The organism is Nocardioides dokdonensis FR1436 (genome assembly GCF_001653335.1).
Lineage (GTDB): Bacteria > Actinomycetota > Actinomycetes > Propionibacteriales > Nocardioidaceae > Nocardioides > Nocardioides dokdonensis.
The window spans coordinates 1,082,673-1,097,840 of sequence record NZ_CP015079.1 but is presented as its reverse complement, the minus strand read 5'-3'; the positions used below and the strand labels follow the sequence as shown (position 1 = coordinate 1,097,840).

At 72.4% G+C, this 15,168-nt stretch carries 16 protein-coding genes; 9 read left to right on the top strand and 7 right to left on the bottom strand.

The genetic code is table 11. From position 1 onward, the window contains the following. Positions 1 to 4 precede the first annotated feature (4 nt). Both I601_RS05275 and I601_RS05270 read right to left on the bottom strand, forming a co-directional pair. A complete protein-coding gene (locus I601_RS05275; protein WP_068107144.1) occupies positions 5 to 1,423 on the bottom strand; it encodes a sensor histidine kinase in 1,419 nt (472 codons plus the stop codon). Further along, positions 1,420 to 2,133 (bottom strand): response regulator transcription factor, encoded by a 714-nt coding sequence (locus tag I601_RS05270; protein WP_068107143.1) that lies wholly within the window; start codon positions 2,131 to 2,133, stop codon positions 1,420 to 1,422. The genes I601_RS05275 and I601_RS05270 overlap by 4 nt, the downstream gene beginning before the upstream one ends. A 128-nt stretch (positions 2,134 to 2,261) precedes the next feature. Between I601_RS05270 and I601_RS05265 the strand changes: the two genes are divergently transcribed. Further along, complete coding sequence (locus I601_RS05265) at positions 2,262 to 4,565, top strand: PQQ-dependent sugar dehydrogenase (RefSeq protein ID WP_068107141.1); 2,304 nt, start codon at positions 2,262 to 2,264, stop codon at positions 4,563 to 4,565. Here I601_RS05265 and I601_RS05260 read toward each other — a convergent pair. The 3 genes from I601_RS05260 to I601_RS05250 are packed head-to-tail and all read right to left on the bottom strand — an operon-like array spanning position 4,556 to position 6,371. Further along, positions 4,556 to 5,464 carry a fructosamine kinase family protein gene (locus tag I601_RS05260; protein ID WP_068107139.1) on the bottom strand — a complete coding sequence of 303 codons (909 nt, stop codon included), beginning with the start codon at positions 5,462 to 5,464 and terminating at the stop codon, positions 4,556 to 4,558. The genes I601_RS05265 and I601_RS05260 overlap by 10 nt on opposite strands. After that, positions 5,461 to 5,994 carry a low molecular weight protein-tyrosine-phosphatase gene (locus I601_RS05255; protein WP_068107137.1) on the bottom strand — a complete coding sequence of 178 codons (534 nt, stop codon included), beginning with the start codon at positions 5,992 to 5,994 and terminating at the stop codon, positions 5,461 to 5,463. Before I601_RS05255 ends, I601_RS05260 begins: the two co-directional genes overlap by 4 nt. After that, positions 5,991 to 6,371: a phage holin family protein gene (locus I601_RS05250; RefSeq protein WP_068107135.1), complete on the bottom strand. Its 381-nt coding sequence runs from the start codon at positions 6,369 to 6,371 to the stop codon at positions 5,991 to 5,993. The genes I601_RS05255 and I601_RS05250 overlap by 4 nt, the downstream gene beginning before the upstream one ends. Before the next feature lie 42 nt (positions 6,372 to 6,413). On the opposite strand from I601_RS05250, the gene I601_RS05245 reads away from it, so the two are divergent. The 4 genes from I601_RS05245 (at position 6,414) to I601_RS05230 (ending at position 9,811) form a co-directional block, all read left to right on the top strand. After that, positions 6,414 to 6,977, top strand: coding sequence for a VanZ family protein (locus tag I601_RS05245; RefSeq protein WP_068107133.1), 564 nt, complete (start codon positions 6,414 to 6,416; stop codon positions 6,975 to 6,977). 25 nt (positions 6,978 to 7,002) lie between these two features. Continuing rightward, positions 7,003 to 8,097 (top strand): histidinol-phosphate transaminase, encoded by a 1,095-nt coding sequence (gene hisC, locus I601_RS05240; RefSeq protein ID WP_068107131.1) that lies wholly within the window; start codon positions 7,003 to 7,005, stop codon positions 8,095 to 8,097. 59 nt (positions 8,098 to 8,156) lie between these two features. Further along, positions 8,157 to 9,128, top strand: coding sequence for a glutathione S-transferase family protein (locus tag I601_RS05235; protein ID WP_068107130.1), 972 nt, complete (start codon positions 8,157 to 8,159; stop codon positions 9,126 to 9,128). A gap of 137 nt (positions 9,129 to 9,265) precedes the next feature. Continuing rightward, positions 9,266 to 9,811, top strand: a complete 546-nt coding sequence (locus I601_RS05230; RefSeq protein WP_068107128.1) for a TetR family transcriptional regulator — start codon at positions 9,266 to 9,268, stop codon at positions 9,809 to 9,811. Between the two features lie 15 nt (positions 9,812 to 9,826). Here I601_RS05230 and I601_RS05225 read toward each other — a convergent pair whose 3' ends face one another. Both I601_RS05225 and I601_RS05220 read right to left on the bottom strand, forming a co-directional pair. Further along, positions 9,827 to 10,042 carry a hypervirulence associated TUDOR domain-containing protein gene (locus I601_RS05225; protein WP_068107126.1) on the bottom strand — a complete coding sequence of 72 codons (216 nt, stop codon included), beginning with the start codon at positions 10,040 to 10,042 and terminating at the stop codon, positions 9,827 to 9,829. 28 nt (positions 10,043 to 10,070) lie between these two features. Continuing rightward, complete coding sequence (locus I601_RS05220; RefSeq protein WP_068107124.1) at positions 10,071 to 10,535, bottom strand: SRPBCC family protein; 465 nt, start codon at positions 10,533 to 10,535, stop codon at positions 10,071 to 10,073. A gap of 200 nt (positions 10,536 to 10,735) precedes the next feature. On the opposite strand from I601_RS05220, the gene pdhA reads away from it, so the two are divergent. The 4 genes from pdhA (at position 10,736) to I601_RS20720 (ending at position 15,162) form a co-directional block, all read left to right on the top strand. Beyond that, positions 10,736 to 11,911 carry a pyruvate dehydrogenase (acetyl-transferring) E1 component subunit alpha gene (gene pdhA, locus I601_RS05215; RefSeq protein ID WP_418303087.1) on the top strand — a complete coding sequence of 392 codons (1,176 nt, stop codon included), beginning with the start codon at positions 10,736 to 10,738 and terminating at the stop codon, positions 11,909 to 11,911. Next, complete coding sequence (locus I601_RS05210; protein ID WP_068107122.1) at positions 11,911 to 12,903, top strand: alpha-ketoacid dehydrogenase subunit beta; 993 nt, start codon at positions 11,911 to 11,913, stop codon at positions 12,901 to 12,903. Before pdhA ends, I601_RS05210 begins: the two co-directional genes overlap by 1 nt. A 38-nt stretch (positions 12,904 to 12,941) precedes the next feature. Next, entirely contained in the window at positions 12,942 to 14,357 is a 1,416-nt protein-coding gene (locus I601_RS05205) for a dihydrolipoamide acetyltransferase family protein (protein ID WP_068107120.1), read from the top strand. A 178-nt stretch (positions 14,358 to 14,535) separates the two neighbouring features. Continuing rightward, a complete protein-coding gene (locus I601_RS20720) occupies positions 14,536 to 15,162 on the top strand; it encodes an alternate-type signal peptide domain-containing protein (protein ID WP_084527173.1) in 627 nt (208 codons plus the stop codon). Positions 15,163 to 15,168 lie beyond the last annotated feature (6 nt).

Below are 15,168 nucleotides of genomic sequence, written 5' to 3'. Positions count from 1 at the left end.
GACCCTAGAAGGCGTCGCCCTGCGGCGCGCTGCCGGGCAGCTCCAGCACCAGCCGCGCCCCGCCGTACGCCGACGCCTCGGCGCGGACCGTGCCCGAGTGCCGCTCGGCGGCCTGGGCCACGATGGCCAGCCCGAGACCGGAGCCGGGCATGGAGCGGGACTCGTCGGAGCGGTAGAACCGCTCGAACACGTGCGGCCGGTCGTGCTCGGCGATGCCGGGGCCCTCGTCGTCGACCGACAGCGTGCCGTCCAGCAGCCGGACCCGGACCGTGGCGCCGGGCGGGCTCCACTTCGCGGCGTTGTCGAGCAGGTTGGTGACCGCGCGCTCGAGGGTGCCGGACTCGCCCACGACCTCCCACGACTGCGTCTCGACGTCGAAGACGACTCCCGCGGCGCGACGGCGCACCCGGGCGACCGCGTGCTCGACGAGCTCGGCGAGGTCGACGGTGCCGACCACGTGGGTCAGCGGCTCGTCGCGCGCGAGCTCGACGAGGTCGCCGATGAGGGTGGTGAGCTCCTCGGTCTGGGCCCGCACGTCGTCCATCAGCTCCAGGCGCGCGGTCGGCGGGAGCTGCAGGGCCTGCGGGTCGTCGTCGGTGGCGGTGGCCTGGCTGAGCAGGTCGATGTTGGTGCGCAGCGACGTCAGCGGGGTGCGCAGCTCGTGCCCGGCGTCGGCGACCAGGCGCCGCTGGCGGTCGCGGGAGGCGCCGAGCGCGGCGAGCATCTGGTTGAAGGCGCTCGACAGGCGCGCGATCTCGTCGTCGCCCTCGACCGGGATGGGGGTCAGCCGCTCGGTGCGGGCGATGGTCTCGACCGCCCCGGTGAGGCGGCGCACCGGCTTGAGGCCGTTGCGGGCCACGCCCCAGCCGGCGAACCCGGCCAGCACGACCCCGGCGATGCCGAGCAGCAGCGTGACGAGCCCGACCTTGGTCAGCACCCGCTCCTGCGCGTCGAGGGACTGGGCGATGACCAGCGCCTGTCCGTTGCTCTGGGCCGGGACGGCGACCACGCGGAACCGTTCGTCGCCGGTGTCGATGGTGCGCATGCTGGAGCCCCGCCCGCGCACCGCGACGAAGTACTCCGGGTCGCCGAGCTCGATCTGGGGCGCGTCCCGGTTGCGGTCCGCGGAGACGACCTCCGGCTTGGGGTCGGTGGAGATGAAGGCGATGCTGATGTCACCGGCACCCAGGGCCCAGGACGGGATCTCCGCGGTGACCGTGAGCTTCTGCAGCGCGTCGGCGCTGGCGGCGGCCTGGGCGCGGTCGAGCAGGGAGTCGTCGAGGGTGTCCTGGAGCTGCAGACGCATCGTCAGGTAGGCGCCGGCCGCGACCAGCGCGACGGTCAGCCCGACCGCCATCGTGGTGAGCAGGGTGACTCGTCCGGCCAGGGAGCGGCGGTAGAGCGTGTGGCCGGGCGTGCTCATGACTCCTTCAGCACGTATCCGACGCCGCGCACGGTGTGCAGCAGGCGGGGCTCGTCCTCCGCCTCGGTCTTGCGGCGCAGGTAGCCGACGTAGACCTCGAGGGAGTTGGCGGTGGTGGGGAAGTCGTAGCCCCACACCTCCTCGAGGATGAACGAGCGCTCCAGCACCCGTCGGGGGCGGCGCAGGAACATCTCGAGCAGCGCGAACTCGGTGCGGGTCAGCTCGATGAGGCGCTCGCCACGGTGCACCTCACGGGTCGCGGTGTTCATCGACAGGTCGGCGAAGACCAGGGTCTCCTCGGCGTCGCCGTGCACCGGCACGGTGCGGCGCAGCAGCGCCCGCAGGCGCGCCAGCAGCTCCTGCAGTGCGAACGGCTTGGTCAGGTAGTCGTCGGCGCCGGCGTCGAGCCCGTCGACCCGGTCGCCCACCGCGTCCCGGGCGGTGAGCACCAGGATCGGCACGTCGTTGCCGGCGGAGCGCAGCGCGCGGGTCGTGTCGAGGCCGTCCAGGCGCGGCATCATCACGTCCATCACCACCACGTCCGGGCGGGCGGCGGCGATCTGGGCGAGTGCCTCGGCGCCGTCGGTGGCCAGCGCGACGGCGTACCCGTTGAACTCGAGCGAGCGTCGCAGCGACTCGCGCACCGCTCGGTCGTCGTCGACGACGAGCACGCGGGACCGGGCGGTCGGGGAGGCGTCGGGGGCGGTCACGGCCCTCACTCTGCCAGGAGGCCCTGAGTGGGTGCTGAGAGTCGGGACCGGCGCCCGGGCCTCCCCGGGCGCTGACAAACACCGCGGCGCGGGCTTACCGTGCTGGTACATCCGATGGGGGGCCTTCGATGATGCTGCACCGACTCGTGGCAGGCGCGCTCACGCTGCCCCTGCTCGTCGGCACACCTGCGAGCGCGAGCGCGTCCTCGGAACCGGAGCCGCGGCTGCCCGGGCGCTTCGAGCAGCGCGTGGTGGTGGACGACCTCTACATCCCCACCGCGGCGGCCTTCGCCCCGGACGGCGAGATCTTCGTCGCCGAGAAGAGCGGGGTCGTGAAGGTGGTGGCGCGCCCGGGCGCCCGGCCCGCGGTCTTCGCCGACCTCACCGAGGAGGTCCACAACCTCTACGACCGCGGCATGCTGGGGCTCGCGGTCGATCCCGACTTCCCGCAGCGGCCCTACGTCTACGTCCTCTACGCCTACGACCACGTCCTGGGCGACCCGGATCCGGCGCCGCGCTGGGGCACCCCGGGCTCCTCCTACGACGAGTGCCCGGACCCGTCGGACGGCGGGCCGGGGGCGGAGGAGAGCGGGTGCCTGGCCAGCGGCCGGCTCAGCCGCCTCACCGCCGGGGCCACGGACGCGGGGTGGGTGATGACCGGCGAGGAGGACGTGCTGGTCGAGGACTGGTGCATGCAGTACCCCAGCCACGCCACCGGGTCGCTGCACTTCGGTCCCGACGGCTACCTCTATGCCAGCGGCGGCGAGGGCGCGCACTACTCGCAGGTCGACCACGGCCAGGTCGAGGCGCCGTACTGGCCCGGAGGCAGCAACCCCTGCGGCGACCCGGACCTCGAGGGCGGGTCGCTGCGAGCGCAGGACCTGCGCACCCCCGGTGACCCGCTGGGCCTGTCGGGGACGGTGATCCGCATCGACCCCGACACCGGTCGTGGCGCGCCCGGCAACCCGTTCGCCGGCACCGGGGACGCCAACCTCGAGCGGATCGTCGCCTACGGGCTGCGCAACCCCTTCCGGTTCGCCTTCCGCCCCGGTGTCGCGCCCACGCGTCCGGAGGTGTGGGTCGGGGACGTCGGCCAGGGCGGCTTCGAGGAGATCGACCGGTTCCGGGTGGGCGCACCGGCGCAGAACTTCGGCTGGCCCTGCTACGAGGGACCGGCCCGCAACCCCGGGTTCGACCCGGTGGACCTGCCGCTGTGCGAGTCGCTGTACGACGAGAGGTCGGCCGCGGCGCCGTACTTCGCCTACCCGCGCCGGGGGAAGATCGCGGGCGAGTCGTGCCCCGACGGCTCCTCGTCGGTCTCCGGCGTGCAGTTCGCGGCCAGCCGGACCTACCCGGACCGCTACGACGGGGCGCTGTTCTTCTCCGACTTCTCCCGCCAGTGCATCTGGGTGATGAAGACCGGCCCCGGCGGGCTGCCGGACCCGGACCGGGTCCGGCCGTTCCTCCCGGGTGCTGCCAGCCCCGTCGACCTGCTGACCGGCCCCGACGGGGACCTGTACTACCTCAGCCTCGGCGTGGACGCCTCCGGCAACTTCGAGGAGCGCGGCGGGTCGCTGCGCCGCATCCGCTTCGCGGCCGGCAACCGGATGCCCACGGCGGCGCTCGAGGCCGACCGCACCTGGGGTCCCGACCCGCTGCCGGTGGTGCTCGACGCCGGCGGCTCGAGGGACGCCGACGGCGACGACCTCGCCTTCGCCTGGGACCTCGACGACGACGGCCGGTTCGACGACGCGACGGGCAGGCGCGTCCGCGCCGTCCTCGACGGGCCGGGCGACGCGGTCGTGCACGTGCGGGTCAGCGACGCACGCGCCCAGGACGTGGCCTCGCTCCGCCTGCACCCGGGGGACCAGGGCCCGCCGGTGCTCGACGTGACGGCGCCGAGCCGGTCGCTGCGCTGGGCGGTCGGCGACCGCATCCCGCTGGGTGCCACGGCCGTCGACCCGGACGGGTCCGAGGTGCGGGTCTCGTGGGCGGTCGTGGTCGAGCACTGCCCCGGCGGGCTGTGCCACTCCCACGAGGTGCTGGGCGCCGGCACCGACCCCGACGTGGTCGCGCCCGACCACGAGCACCCGTCCTACCTGCGCGTGCAGTACCGCGCCACCGACGAGCGCGGGCTGAGCAGCACCGAGTCGTTCCGCCTCGAGCCGCGCACGGGCGACCTGCGGCTGCGCACCCGTCCGAAGGGGCTGCGGGTCTCCGTCGCCGGAGCGAGCCACCGCACCGGGTGGACCGGCACCTTCATCGTCGGCTCGAAGGTCAGCCTCAGCGCACCGCGGGTGCAGCGTCGCCGGGGCCACGGGGGTCGCGGGGGTCGCCGGGTGGTCTTCCGGCGGTGGTCCGACGGTGGCGAGCGCAGCCACGTGGTGGAGGCCGCCGAGGGGCGGCTGCGGCTGAAGGCGATCTACAGGTAGCGCGCGGCCAGCGTCGCCGCGCGGGCGCCGTACCCGCCGCCGACCAGGCAGGCGTGCACGAGCAGCGGGAAGAGCTGGTGCAGGGCGACCCGGTCCTCCCAGCCGTCGGCCAGCGGGGTGGCCTCGTCGTAGGCCGCGAGTGCCACGGGCAGGTGCGGCAGCCCGAAGAGCGCCAGCATCGCCAGGTCCATCTCCCGGTGCCCGCCGTACGCCGCCGGGTCGACGACCCAGGACGTGGCCGGTGCGCCGGGGGCGGCGCCGCTGGTGGTGTCGGTGCCCCACAGGACGTTGCCGTTCCACAGGTCGCCGTGCAGGCGGGCCGGGGGCTCCTCGGGCAGCAGCGCGGTGAGGCGGCCCACGAGGCGTTCGAAGGTCGCGACCTGGGCATCGGTGACCGCGCCGCGGTCACGGGCGAGCTTGACGTAGGGCAGCAGCCGGCGCACCGCGTAGAACTCCGCCCAGGTGTCGGCGCTGCGCTGCGGCAGCGGGAGGCGGGCGATGAAGCCGTCCCGCGGGTCCCCCGGTCGGCCACCGAAGGCGGGCGCGCCCGCGGCATGGGTGGCGGCCAGGGCGCGGCCGAAGTCGGCCGCGGCGTCGGCGCTGACCTTGCCGGGCTCGATCCAGCGCAGGATCACGCAGTCCGCGTCGGCGGCCAGCAGGTCAGGCACCTGCACGCCGCCGGCCCCCTGGGCCTCGGCGAGCCAGGTCAGCGCGGACGCCTCGGCCTCGAAGAAGCCCGCGGGCGCCTGGGGCAGGGTCTTCATCAGGGCGGTGGTGCCGTCGGAGAGGCGCAGCTTGGTGGCCCGGCAGACGTCGCCGCCGGCCACGGGCGCGGTGGCGACGACCGCGCCGCCGAGGAGCTCCTCGGCGCGACGGGCCAGCACCGGGTGGCGGGTCACGCCCGCTCCGTCGCGCTCTGCTCCGTCGAGTCGAGCACCGCGGCGACGACCGCCGCACTCGTGCGCTCCACCATGGTGAGCACCTCCTCGAACCCTTCGTCCCCACCGTAGTAGGGGTCCGGGACCACCCCACCGGTCCCGACGGGATCGTGGTCGCGGAAGAGCTGCACTCGCTCGCTGCGCCCGCCGACGTCGGCGAGGTTCTGCTCGTCCATGACGAGCACCAGGTCGTGCTCCTCCAGCCAGCCGGCGTCGAAGTGTCGCGCCCGGTGCGTGCTGGGGTCGTATCCCTGCGCGCGCAGGGCGGCGGCGGCGCGGGGGTCCATCGGCTTGCCGACGTGCCAGTCGGCGGTGCCGCTGCTGGCCACGCGCACCTGCGCGGCGAGCCCCGCCTCCTCGACCTGGCGGGAGAGCACCACGTCGGCCATCGGTGAGCGGCAGATGTTGCCCAGGCACACCAGGGCGACGGCGTACCGCCCGGGCACCCGGGGAGCGGGGATCGTGGGAGCGCCGGGCCGGTCGGGGGTCACGTGTCGGAGCCGATCAGCGAGTCGACGGCCCAGGTGACGACGGTGATCACGATCGCGCCGCCCACCGCGGGCCAGAACCCGGTGACCCGGAAGCCGATGTCGAGGAGGTCGGCGATCTCGTCGGTCAGCAGGAGCATCGCGGCGTTGATCACGAGCAGGAACAGCCCGAGGGTGAGGATGATCAGCGGCAGGGCCAGCAGCTTGAGGACCGGTTTGATGATCGCGGTCACCGTGCCGAGGATCGCGGCCACCACGAGCAGCGGCAGGATCTTGTCGGCCAGCTCGGCGTTGCGCGGGGTGAAGCGGATGCCGTCGAGGAGCCAGGCCGCGGCGCTCAGAGCGACGGCGTTCGTCAGGAGCCAGGTCAGGAATCGCACGGGGTCGAGTGTGTCAGGTCGGCGGATCCGTAGGCTGCGCACGTGGTCCCGGTCGGTGGTGTGGAGGTCATGCTCCTGGGGGCGGGGCTGTCCGGCCTCGTGCTCCTGGGGCTCGCGATCGTGCTGCAGCGGCGCACGGGCGTGGTGTGGGCGTGGGCGTTCGCCGGGCTGGTGTGGTCGCTGGTGGTGATCGCGCTGGTGACGCTGCTGCCGGCGCAGGGCGATCCCGGGGTGGTCTACGCCGAGGACCGGCTGGGCACCTGCTCGTTCGACCTCGGGGGCCCGGCCCCCGACGGGTTCTGGATCTTCCCCGGCGGCCAGCGGCTGCTCAACGTGTTGATCTTCGTGCCGCCGGGTGCGCTGATGGTCGTGGCGGCGGCCCGCTGGCGCGCGGGCCGGGTCCTGGCGCCGCTCGGCCTGGGGCTGCTGGCGGCGTACTCGGTCGGCATCGAGTGGACCCAGCTGGAGCTGGCCCGACTCGACCGGGCCTGCGACGTCACCGACGTCGTCGACAACGTCGCGGGCGCCGTGCTGGGCGCCGGTGCGGGGCTGTTGCTGCTGCCGGTCCTGAGGCCCTGGCGTGCCCGGCGCCGCGCCACCGGCTGACCGGACCCGTGATTAGGGTGACGCCATGAGCACCCCGTCACCCCAGTTCAGGGGACCCCGGCCCCGCGCGCACATCCGCGACATCCCCGCGTACGTGCCCGGCAAGCCGCCCACCCCGCGGCCCGGTCTGACCGCCTACAAGCTGTCGAGCAACGAGAACCCCTACCCGCCGCTGCCCGGCGTCGTCGAGGCGTCCACGCGGGCCGTCGAGGTGATGAACCGCTACCCCGACATGGGCAGCGTCGCGCTGTACGAGGCGCTGGGCCGGCACCTGGGCGTGCCGGTCGACCACCTCGCGGCGGGCACCGGGTCGGTGGCGCTGATCTACCAGCTGCTGCAGGCCTTCTGCGAGCCCGGTGACGAGGTCGTCTACGCCTGGCGCTCCTTCGAGGCCTACCCGATCGCGGTCACCGCCGCGGGCGCTCGGTCGGTGCAGGTGCCGCTGCGTGCGGACGGGCACCACGACCTGGAGGCGATGGCCGCGGCGATCACCGAGCGCACCCGGGTGGTGATGGTCTGCACGCCCAACAACCCCACCGGTCCTGCGGTCACCCAGGCCGAGCTCGACAGGTTCCTGGCCGCCGTGCCGGCGCACGTGGTCGCCGTGGTCGACGAGGCCTACCTCGAGTTCGTGCGGATGCCCGACGCGGTCGACGGTCTCGCGACCTACCGCGCCCACCCGAACGTCGTGCTCTTCCGGACCTTCTCCAAGGCCTACGGCCTCGCCGGCTTCCGGGTCGGGTACGCCGTCGCTCAGCCCGAGGTCGCCGGCGCGCTGCGCGCCGTCTCGCTGCCGTTCGGGGTCTCGTCGGTCGCCCAGGCCGCCGCGCTGGCCTCGCTCGAGGCGAGCGAGGCGCTGCTCGAGCGTGTCGACGCCCTGGTCGCCGAGCGGGACCGGGTCGGGGCTGCGCTGCGCGAGGCGGGCTGGGACGTCCCGGACGCCCAGGGCAACTTCGTCTGGTTCGCCCTCGGGGACCGCAGCGCCGAGTTCGCGGCGGCCTGCGACGACGCCGGCATCGTGGTGCGGCCCTTCGCCGGCGAGGGGTGCCGGGTCACGGTCGGCGAGGTCGAGGCCAACGACCGCCTGGTCGAGGTGGCGCGCGCCTTCGCTCCTGCCTGAGCCGGGTGCCCGGGGACGAGGGTGAGGTAAATGGTTGACGCGTCACCTATTCTGGGTGCATGACTGCCACCGATGACCTGAAGTCGACGTACGTCGAGGCCGGCGGCTTCGACCGCGACATGAACTACGTGCCGGACCGGATCACGAAGGAGGCCCGGCGTCCCGAGCACGGCCCGACCGAGGGCGAGCTGTGGCCGGTCGAGCCGGGGCGCTACCGGCTGATCGCGGCCAAGGCCTGTCCGTGGGCCAACCGCGCCATCATCGTGCGCGGCCTCCTCGGGCTCGAGGACGTCGTGTCCCTGGGCATGCCGGGGCCCACCCACGACAAGCGGTCGTGGACCTTTGACCTCGACCCCGGCGGCAAGGACCCGGTCCTGGGCATCGAACGGCTCCAGGAGGCCTACTTCGAGCGCTTCCCCGACTACCCGCGCGGCATCACCGTGCCGGCGATGGTCGAGATCGAGACCGGGCGCCTGGTCACCAACGACTTCCCGTGGATCACCCACGACCTCTCCTTCGAGTGGCGCGAGCACCACCGCCCCGACGCCCCCGACCTGTGGCCCGCCGAGCTCCGCGAGGAGATGGAGCAGGTCATGAAGCGGATCTTCACCGAGGTCAACAACGGCGTCTACCGCTGCGGCTTCGCCGGCGACCAGGAGTCCTACGACGCGGCGTACGACCGGCTCTTCACCGCCCTCGACTGGCTCGAGGAGCGCCTCGGCGAGCGTCGCTACCTGATGGGCGACCGGATCACCGAGGCCGACGTGCGGCTCTTCACCACGCTCGCGCGCTTCGACGCGGTCTACCACGGCCACTTCAAGTGCAACCGCAACAAGCTCATCGAGATGCCCCACCTGTGGGGCTACGCCCGCGACCTCTACTCGATCCCGGAGTTCGGCGACACCATCGACTTCGAGCAGATCAAGGCGCACTACTACGTCGTGCACAGCGACATCAACCCCACCGGGATCGTGCCGAAGGGGCCCGACGAGTCGCTCTGGCACACCCCGCACGACCGCGACCGTTTCTGAGATCGTCGATCGGTTGGTCAAGGCGGTGACCTGTTGATCAACCGATCGACGAATGGGGAAACGGGGTGGCGCGACGCGGGGTGGAGGTCTGTGGACAACGAGTCGCGGTCGACCCGGTCGGGTGCTGCACTCGTGCGATGCGCCCACTCCACCAGTTCAGCCGGACCTCGGACGTCGCCGACGCCATGAACGAGCTCATCGCCGACCGCGGACTCAAGGCCCCGAGCCAGCGACAGATCGCGTCCACGGTGCGGCTCAGTCCAGGCACCTTGATGCACGAGTACGGGAGCCGGGCCGAGATGCTGCGCCGCGCGTGCGTCCAGGTGGGCCGCGATCACGCCCGGGTCTGGCGCGAGCGGCTGGACGAGACGCCGCGCGGTGAGGTGAGCCCGGCGGCCCTGCTGCCCACATCGGCGGCCGACCTGGCCCACGAGCGGCTCTGGGCGGCCTGGCGCGAGCTCTCCCGAGGCGATGTCGCCCTGCTACCAGGGCTCGGGCTGGGCGTCGAGGGGGAGCGTGACGCGGTCGACCAGGTGCGGTCGCGGCTCGGGCGGGAGCACGACGACCGGCTCTCGGACACCGCGCACGCGTTGCTGGTCGGGGTGATCACGAGGATGCTGGACCAGGACGCCCCGTGGTCGCTCGATCACGCCGCGGAGGTCGTGGCCGCGGGCTGGACGTGAAGCCCCGGACCGGGCTCAGTCGACCCGCTCCACCTCGCTGCGCAGCTTGAGCACGACGGTCCCGTCCTCCTGCTCGATGACGTAGGCCGGGTCGTCGTCGCTGCCGTGCCGCGTCACCTGGTGGCCCTTGGTCGTGCGGGTGACGTCACCGTGGTGCACCTCCGCGACCGTGCCGGTGGCGGAGCCGTTGCCCCACGACCAGCGCACCTCGCTGCCCTGCCGGATCGCCATCACTGGACCCCTGCCACTGGACCTCTGTTCACTGGCCGCCGCTGCGGTCGACGGCGTCGGCCTCGGCGGCAGCCTTGAGGTTGACCAGCGTCGCCTCGATCGCGGTCTGGGTGCGCTTGGCGAACAGCGCCCGGAAGATCGCGCGGACCGGCGCCGGGTAGCGGCTGATGTCCCAGGTCTCGGTGACCTCGCAGCCGCCGCCAGCGGCGGGGGCCAGTTCGTAGCGCCAGCGGTGCAGGCCCTTGTGGCGCCACGCGATGAGGCGGTCCTCCTCGTGCTCGACGACCGTGTTCTTGATCTTGTAGGGGGCGCCCTGCTTCATCGACATCCCGAACTCCGAGCCCAGGACGAGCCGCTCCGGACCCGACACGGTGCCCCGCAGGGTGCCGGAGCCGTCGATGCGCTCGTGCTGCCGTGGGTCGGCCAGGATCGCGAAGACGGCGGCGGCAGGGGCCTGGACGGTGATGCTGCTGTGGACCTCGGGGTTGGACATGCCGCGAACCTACCCGGGGGGCGGTGCCGAGGGGGTGGGTGATTGGCGGGCGCAGCGACGCGCCGGGTACGTTGAGCCCACTCGTGTGGTCCGGGTCACAACCCACCTGGCACGATGGCGCACCACCCCGCGCCGAGCCAGGCCGGACCGCATGGAACCAGCGGAGAACCCGTTGGGCCGTGACCCGAAGGAGTGTGCTCGTGCCTGATCCCACCGCCGGTGACCTGAACCGTGATGGTTTCGGTCCCGATCTCGCCGAGGTCTTCGGCCCGTCGCAGAGCGATGGTGGCCCCGACCTGGTGCAGCTGCTGACGCCGGAGGGCGAGCGGGTGCACAACTCGGACTTCGACATGGACTTCGGCGCCGACCAGCTCCGCGGCTTCTACCGCGACATGGTCCTCACCCGGCGCATCGACACCGAGGCCACCGCCCTGCAGCGGCACGGCGAGCTCGGCATCTGGGCGCAGCTGCTCGGCCAGGAGGCCGCGCAGATCGGAGCCGGCCGCGCGCTGCGGCCGCAGGACTACGTCTTCCCGACCTACCGCGAGCACGGCGTGGCCTACTGCAAGGGCATCGACCCGCTCGCCCTCCTCGGTCTCTTCCGCGGCGTCGACCACGGCAACTGGGATCCCGCCGAGTTCAACTTCGGCCTCTACACGATCGTCATCGGCGCCCAGTGCCTGCACGCCACCGGCTACGCGATGGGCATGCAGCGCGACGGGGTCGTCGGCACCGGTGACCCGGAGCGCGACGCGGCCGTGGTGGCGCACTTCGGTGACGGCGCCTCCAGCCAGGGTGACGTCAACGAGGCGTTCATCTTCGCCGCCTCCTACAACGCTCCGGTGGTCTTCTTCTGCCAGAACAACCAGTGGGCGATCTCGGAGCCGATCGAGCGCCAGACCCGGATCCCGCTCTACCAGCGCGCGCTGGGCTTCGGCTTCCCCGGCATCCGCGTCGACGGCAACGACGTGATGGCGACGTACGCCGTCACCCAGGCCGCGCTGCAGCGGGCCCGCGACGGCCAGGGCCCGACCTTCGTGGAGGCCTACACCTACCGGATGGGCGCGCACACCACGACCGACGACCCGACCCGCTACCGCCTCTCCGACGACGTCGAGAGCTGGAAGCTCAAGGACCCGATCGCCCGCGTCGAGGCCTACCTGCGTCGCAACGGCCTCATCGACGCCGACTTCCTCGGCGACCTCAAGCAGGAGGCCGACAAGCTGGGCGAGCACCTGCGCGAGGGGTGCAAGGCGATGGCGGATCCGAAGGCGATGCAGATGTTCGACCACGTGTACGCCGACATGCCCGAGGAGCTGGTCGCCCAGCGCGACGGCTTCGCGGCGTACCTCGAGACGTTCGAGGAGTCCCGCTGATGTCCGAGACGAGCACCCAGAAGATCACCCTGGCCAAGGGCCTCAACATGGGCCTGCGCAGGGCCATGGAGGACGACCCCAAGGTCCTCATCATGGGTGAGGACGTCGGCAAGCTCGGCGGCGTCTTCCGCATCACCGACGGCCTGCAGAAGGACTTCGGCGAGGACCGGGTCATCGACTCCCCGCTGGCCGAGTCCGGCATCGTCGGCACCGCGGTCGGCATGGCGCTGCGCGGCTACCGGCCGGTGGTGGAGATCCAGTTCGACGGCTTCGTCTACCCCGCCTACGACCAGATCGTGTGCCAGGTCGCGAAGATGCACTACCGCAGCAAGGGCCGCTCGCCCATGCCGATGGTCATCCGCATCCCCTTCGGCGGCGGCATCGGCGCGGTCGAGCACCACAGCGAGTCACCCGAGGCGCAGTTCGCGCACACCCCGGGGCTCAAGGTCGTGGCCTGCTCCAACCCCGTCGACGGCTACTGGATGATCCAGCAGGCCATCGCCTCCGACGACCCGGTCATCTTCCTCGAGCCCAAGCGGCAGTACCACGCGGAGAAGGCCGAGCTCGACGAGTCGGCGACGCCCGAGCCGCTGTTCAGCTCGCGGGTGGTGCGTCGCGGTGAGCACGTCACCGTCCTGGCCTACGGCCCGACGGTGAAGACGGCCATGTCGGCCGCCGAGGCCGCGGGCGGCGAGGGCCGGTCGCTGGAGGTCATCGACCTGCGCACCCTCTCCCCGCTCGACATGGGCCCGGTCTACGAGTCGGTACGCCGCACCGGTCGCGCGGTGATCACCCACGAGGCGCACGTGAACCTCGGCATCGGTGCCGAGGTCGCGGCCCGGATCACCGAGGAGTGCTTCTACTCCCTCGAGGCGCCAGTGCTGCGCGTCGGCGGGTTCGACACCCCCTACCCGGCCTCCCGGATCGAGGAGGACTTCCTCCCCGACCTCGACCGCGTCCTCGACGCGGTCGACCGCACGCTGGCCTACTGAGACCCCGACGACCGAAACCTGCCGAGGAGCACGCCAAGATGCCCGAGTACAAGCTGCCCGACGTCGGCGAGGGTCTCACCGAGGCCGAGATCGTCACCTGGAAGGTGAAGGTCGGCGACGTCATCGAGATCAACGACATCGTCGTGGAGATCGAGACGGCCAAGTCGCTGGTCGAGCTGCCGTCGCCGTACGCCGGTGAGGTCACCGCCCTGCTCGTCCCCGAGGGCGAGATGGTGCCGGTCGGCACCCCGATCATCCGCATCGGTGCGGAGGAGCCGGCCGCGCCGGGCGCGAGCCCGGCGACGCCCGAGCCCGAGATGGAGATCGACCTGTCCAACCCCGCGGCCAGCGGCGGCGGCGAGGGCGAGAGCCTGGTCGGGCGCAACAAGGCCGACCGGGGTCCCACCCGTCGGGCCCGGCGTGGTGCCGCCGGCGCGACGGCGGCCAACCGGCAGGTGCAGTCCGCCTTCGAGCCGGGTGCCTCCCCGGTGGTGGAGGAGGAGACCACGGAGGAGCCCGTGCCGGCCCGCGCGGTCGAGGCGCCTCCGGCCTCGCCGAGCGGAGCGCGTGCGCTGGCGAAGCCCCCGGTGCGCAAGCTCGCCAAGGACCTCGGGGTCGACCTCTCGACGCTGACCGGCTCGGGCCCCCAGGGCTCGATCACCCGCGACGACGTCCAGGCCGCGGTGGGGGATGGTCGGGCAGCGACCAGCTCCGCCGAGGAGCGCCCGTCGAGGCCCCGCGCCACCGGCGAGCGGGAGACCCGCGAGCCCATCAAGGGCGTGCGCAAGATGATGGCCCAGGCGATGAGCCAGTCGGCCTTCACCAGCCCGCACGTGACCGAGTGGGTCACCGTCGACGTCACCGCCACGATGGCGCTGCTCGAGCGGCTCAAGCAGCGCCGGGAGCTGCGCGAGGTCAGGGTCAGCCCGCTGCTGGTCCTGGCCCGCGCGGTGGTGCTGGCGATGCGTCGTACGCCGGAGATCAACTCCTACTGGGACGAGGCGGCCCAGGAGGTCGTCTACAAGCACTATGTGAACCTCGGCATCGCCGCCGCGACCCCCCGCGGCCTCGTGGTGCCCAACGTCAAGGACGCCGACAGCCTCTCGCTGGTCGAGCTGGCGACCGCGCTCGGCGAGCTGACGGCCACCGCGCGCGAGGGCCGGACCCAGCCCGCCGAGATGTCGGGCGGCACGTTCACGATCACCAACGTGGGCGTCTTCGGCGTCGATGCCGGCACCCCGATCATCAACCCCGGCGAGTCCGCGATCCTGTGCTTCGGCGCGATCAACAAGCGGCCCTGGGTCGACGAGGCCACCGGCGAGATCGTCGCCCGCGACGTCACCACCCTGGCGCTGTCCTTCGACCACCGCCACATCGACGGCGAGAAGGGCTCCCGCTTCCTCGCCGACATCGCCGGCCTGCTCCAGGACCCCGCCTCCGCTCTGCTGTTCTGACCCGCTCCCGCGGCTCTCGGTTGCCCCAAGAGCCATGCCCGGGTAGCCCGATGTGACTAGGAGACGCAGGGGAATCGACTACTCCTGAATACGCGAAAACGGGTGTAACGGGCCTCACCGGTGCGCCACGCTGTGCCTCGGAGGGGGGCGCTGTCCCCATCGAGGCTTGGGAGGGCCCATGAGGACATCGATCAAGGCTGCGCTCGCAGGAGTTGCTGGTACGGCTCTGCTGCTCGGAGGCGCCGGTTCGCTGGCGTTCTGGAACGACACCGAGTCGCAGCCCGGAGGAACGATCCAGGCGGGTGCGCTGAATCTCACCGATGCAGCCTGCGGTGATGGGTGGGTGGTTACTGGCACGTCGACAAAGCTCGATCTCTTCGACGCCGCTTACCGGATCATCCCGGGCACGAGTGTGACCCGCACCTGCACCTTCACCCTGCGGGTGAGCGGCGCGGTCACCGGCACGCTGAAGCTGGATTCGGGACCCGCCACACTCGACCCCTCGGGAGCCGACAGCACGCTGAAGAACGAGCTGACGTACAGCGCCTCCTATGTCGTCGGCGGAACAGGAGGAGCTTCCGGGGCGATCGCCGAGACCGAGACGCACGACTTCACTGTCGCGGATGACGGGAAGGTGCTCACGGCGATCACGACCGTTGCTCTGCCGCTCGGGACGACCGCGAACAACGCATCCAACTCATTGCTGGGAGACAAGGTCGGCGAGATCGACAAGGTGTCGCTGAAGGCCGTCCTCGACGCCGTGACCGTCTCAGTCGAGCAGACACACACGCCGCCGCCGGTCTGACATGCG

Bases quoted from the DNA above. Each gene is read 5' to 3' on its own strand.
- I601_RS05275 (WP_068107144.1), bottom strand. From the start codon at position 1,423: ATGAGCACGCCCGGCCACACGCTCTACCGCCGCTCCCTGGCCGGACGA.
- I601_RS05265 (WP_068107141.1), top strand. From the start codon at position 2,262: ATGATGCTGCACCGACTCGTGGCAGGCGCGCTCACGCTGCCCCTGCTC.
- hisC (WP_068107131.1), top strand. From the start codon at position 7,003: ATGAGCACCCCGTCACCCCAGTTCAGGGGACCCCGGCCCCGCGCGCAC.
- I601_RS05235 (WP_068107130.1), top strand. From the start codon at position 8,157: ATGACTGCCACCGATGACCTGAAGTCGACGTACGTCGAGGCCGGCGGC.
- I601_RS05230 (WP_068107128.1), top strand. From the start codon at position 9,266: ATGCGCCCACTCCACCAGTTCAGCCGGACCTCGGACGTCGCCGACGCC.
- I601_RS05225 (WP_068107126.1), bottom strand. From the start codon at position 10,042: ATGGCGATCCGGCAGGGCAGCGAGGTGCGCTGGTCGTGGGGCAACGGC.
- I601_RS05220 (WP_068107124.1), bottom strand. From the start codon at position 10,535: ATGTCCAACCCCGAGGTCCACAGCAGCATCACCGTCCAGGCCCCTGCC.
- I601_RS05210 (WP_068107122.1), top strand. From the start codon at position 11,911: ATGTCCGAGACGAGCACCCAGAAGATCACCCTGGCCAAGGGCCTCAAC.
- I601_RS05205 (WP_068107120.1), top strand. From the start codon at position 12,942: ATGCCCGAGTACAAGCTGCCCGACGTCGGCGAGGGTCTCACCGAGGCC.
- I601_RS20720 (WP_084527173.1), top strand. From the start codon at position 14,536: ATGAGGACATCGATCAAGGCTGCGCTCGCAGGAGTTGCTGGTACGGCT.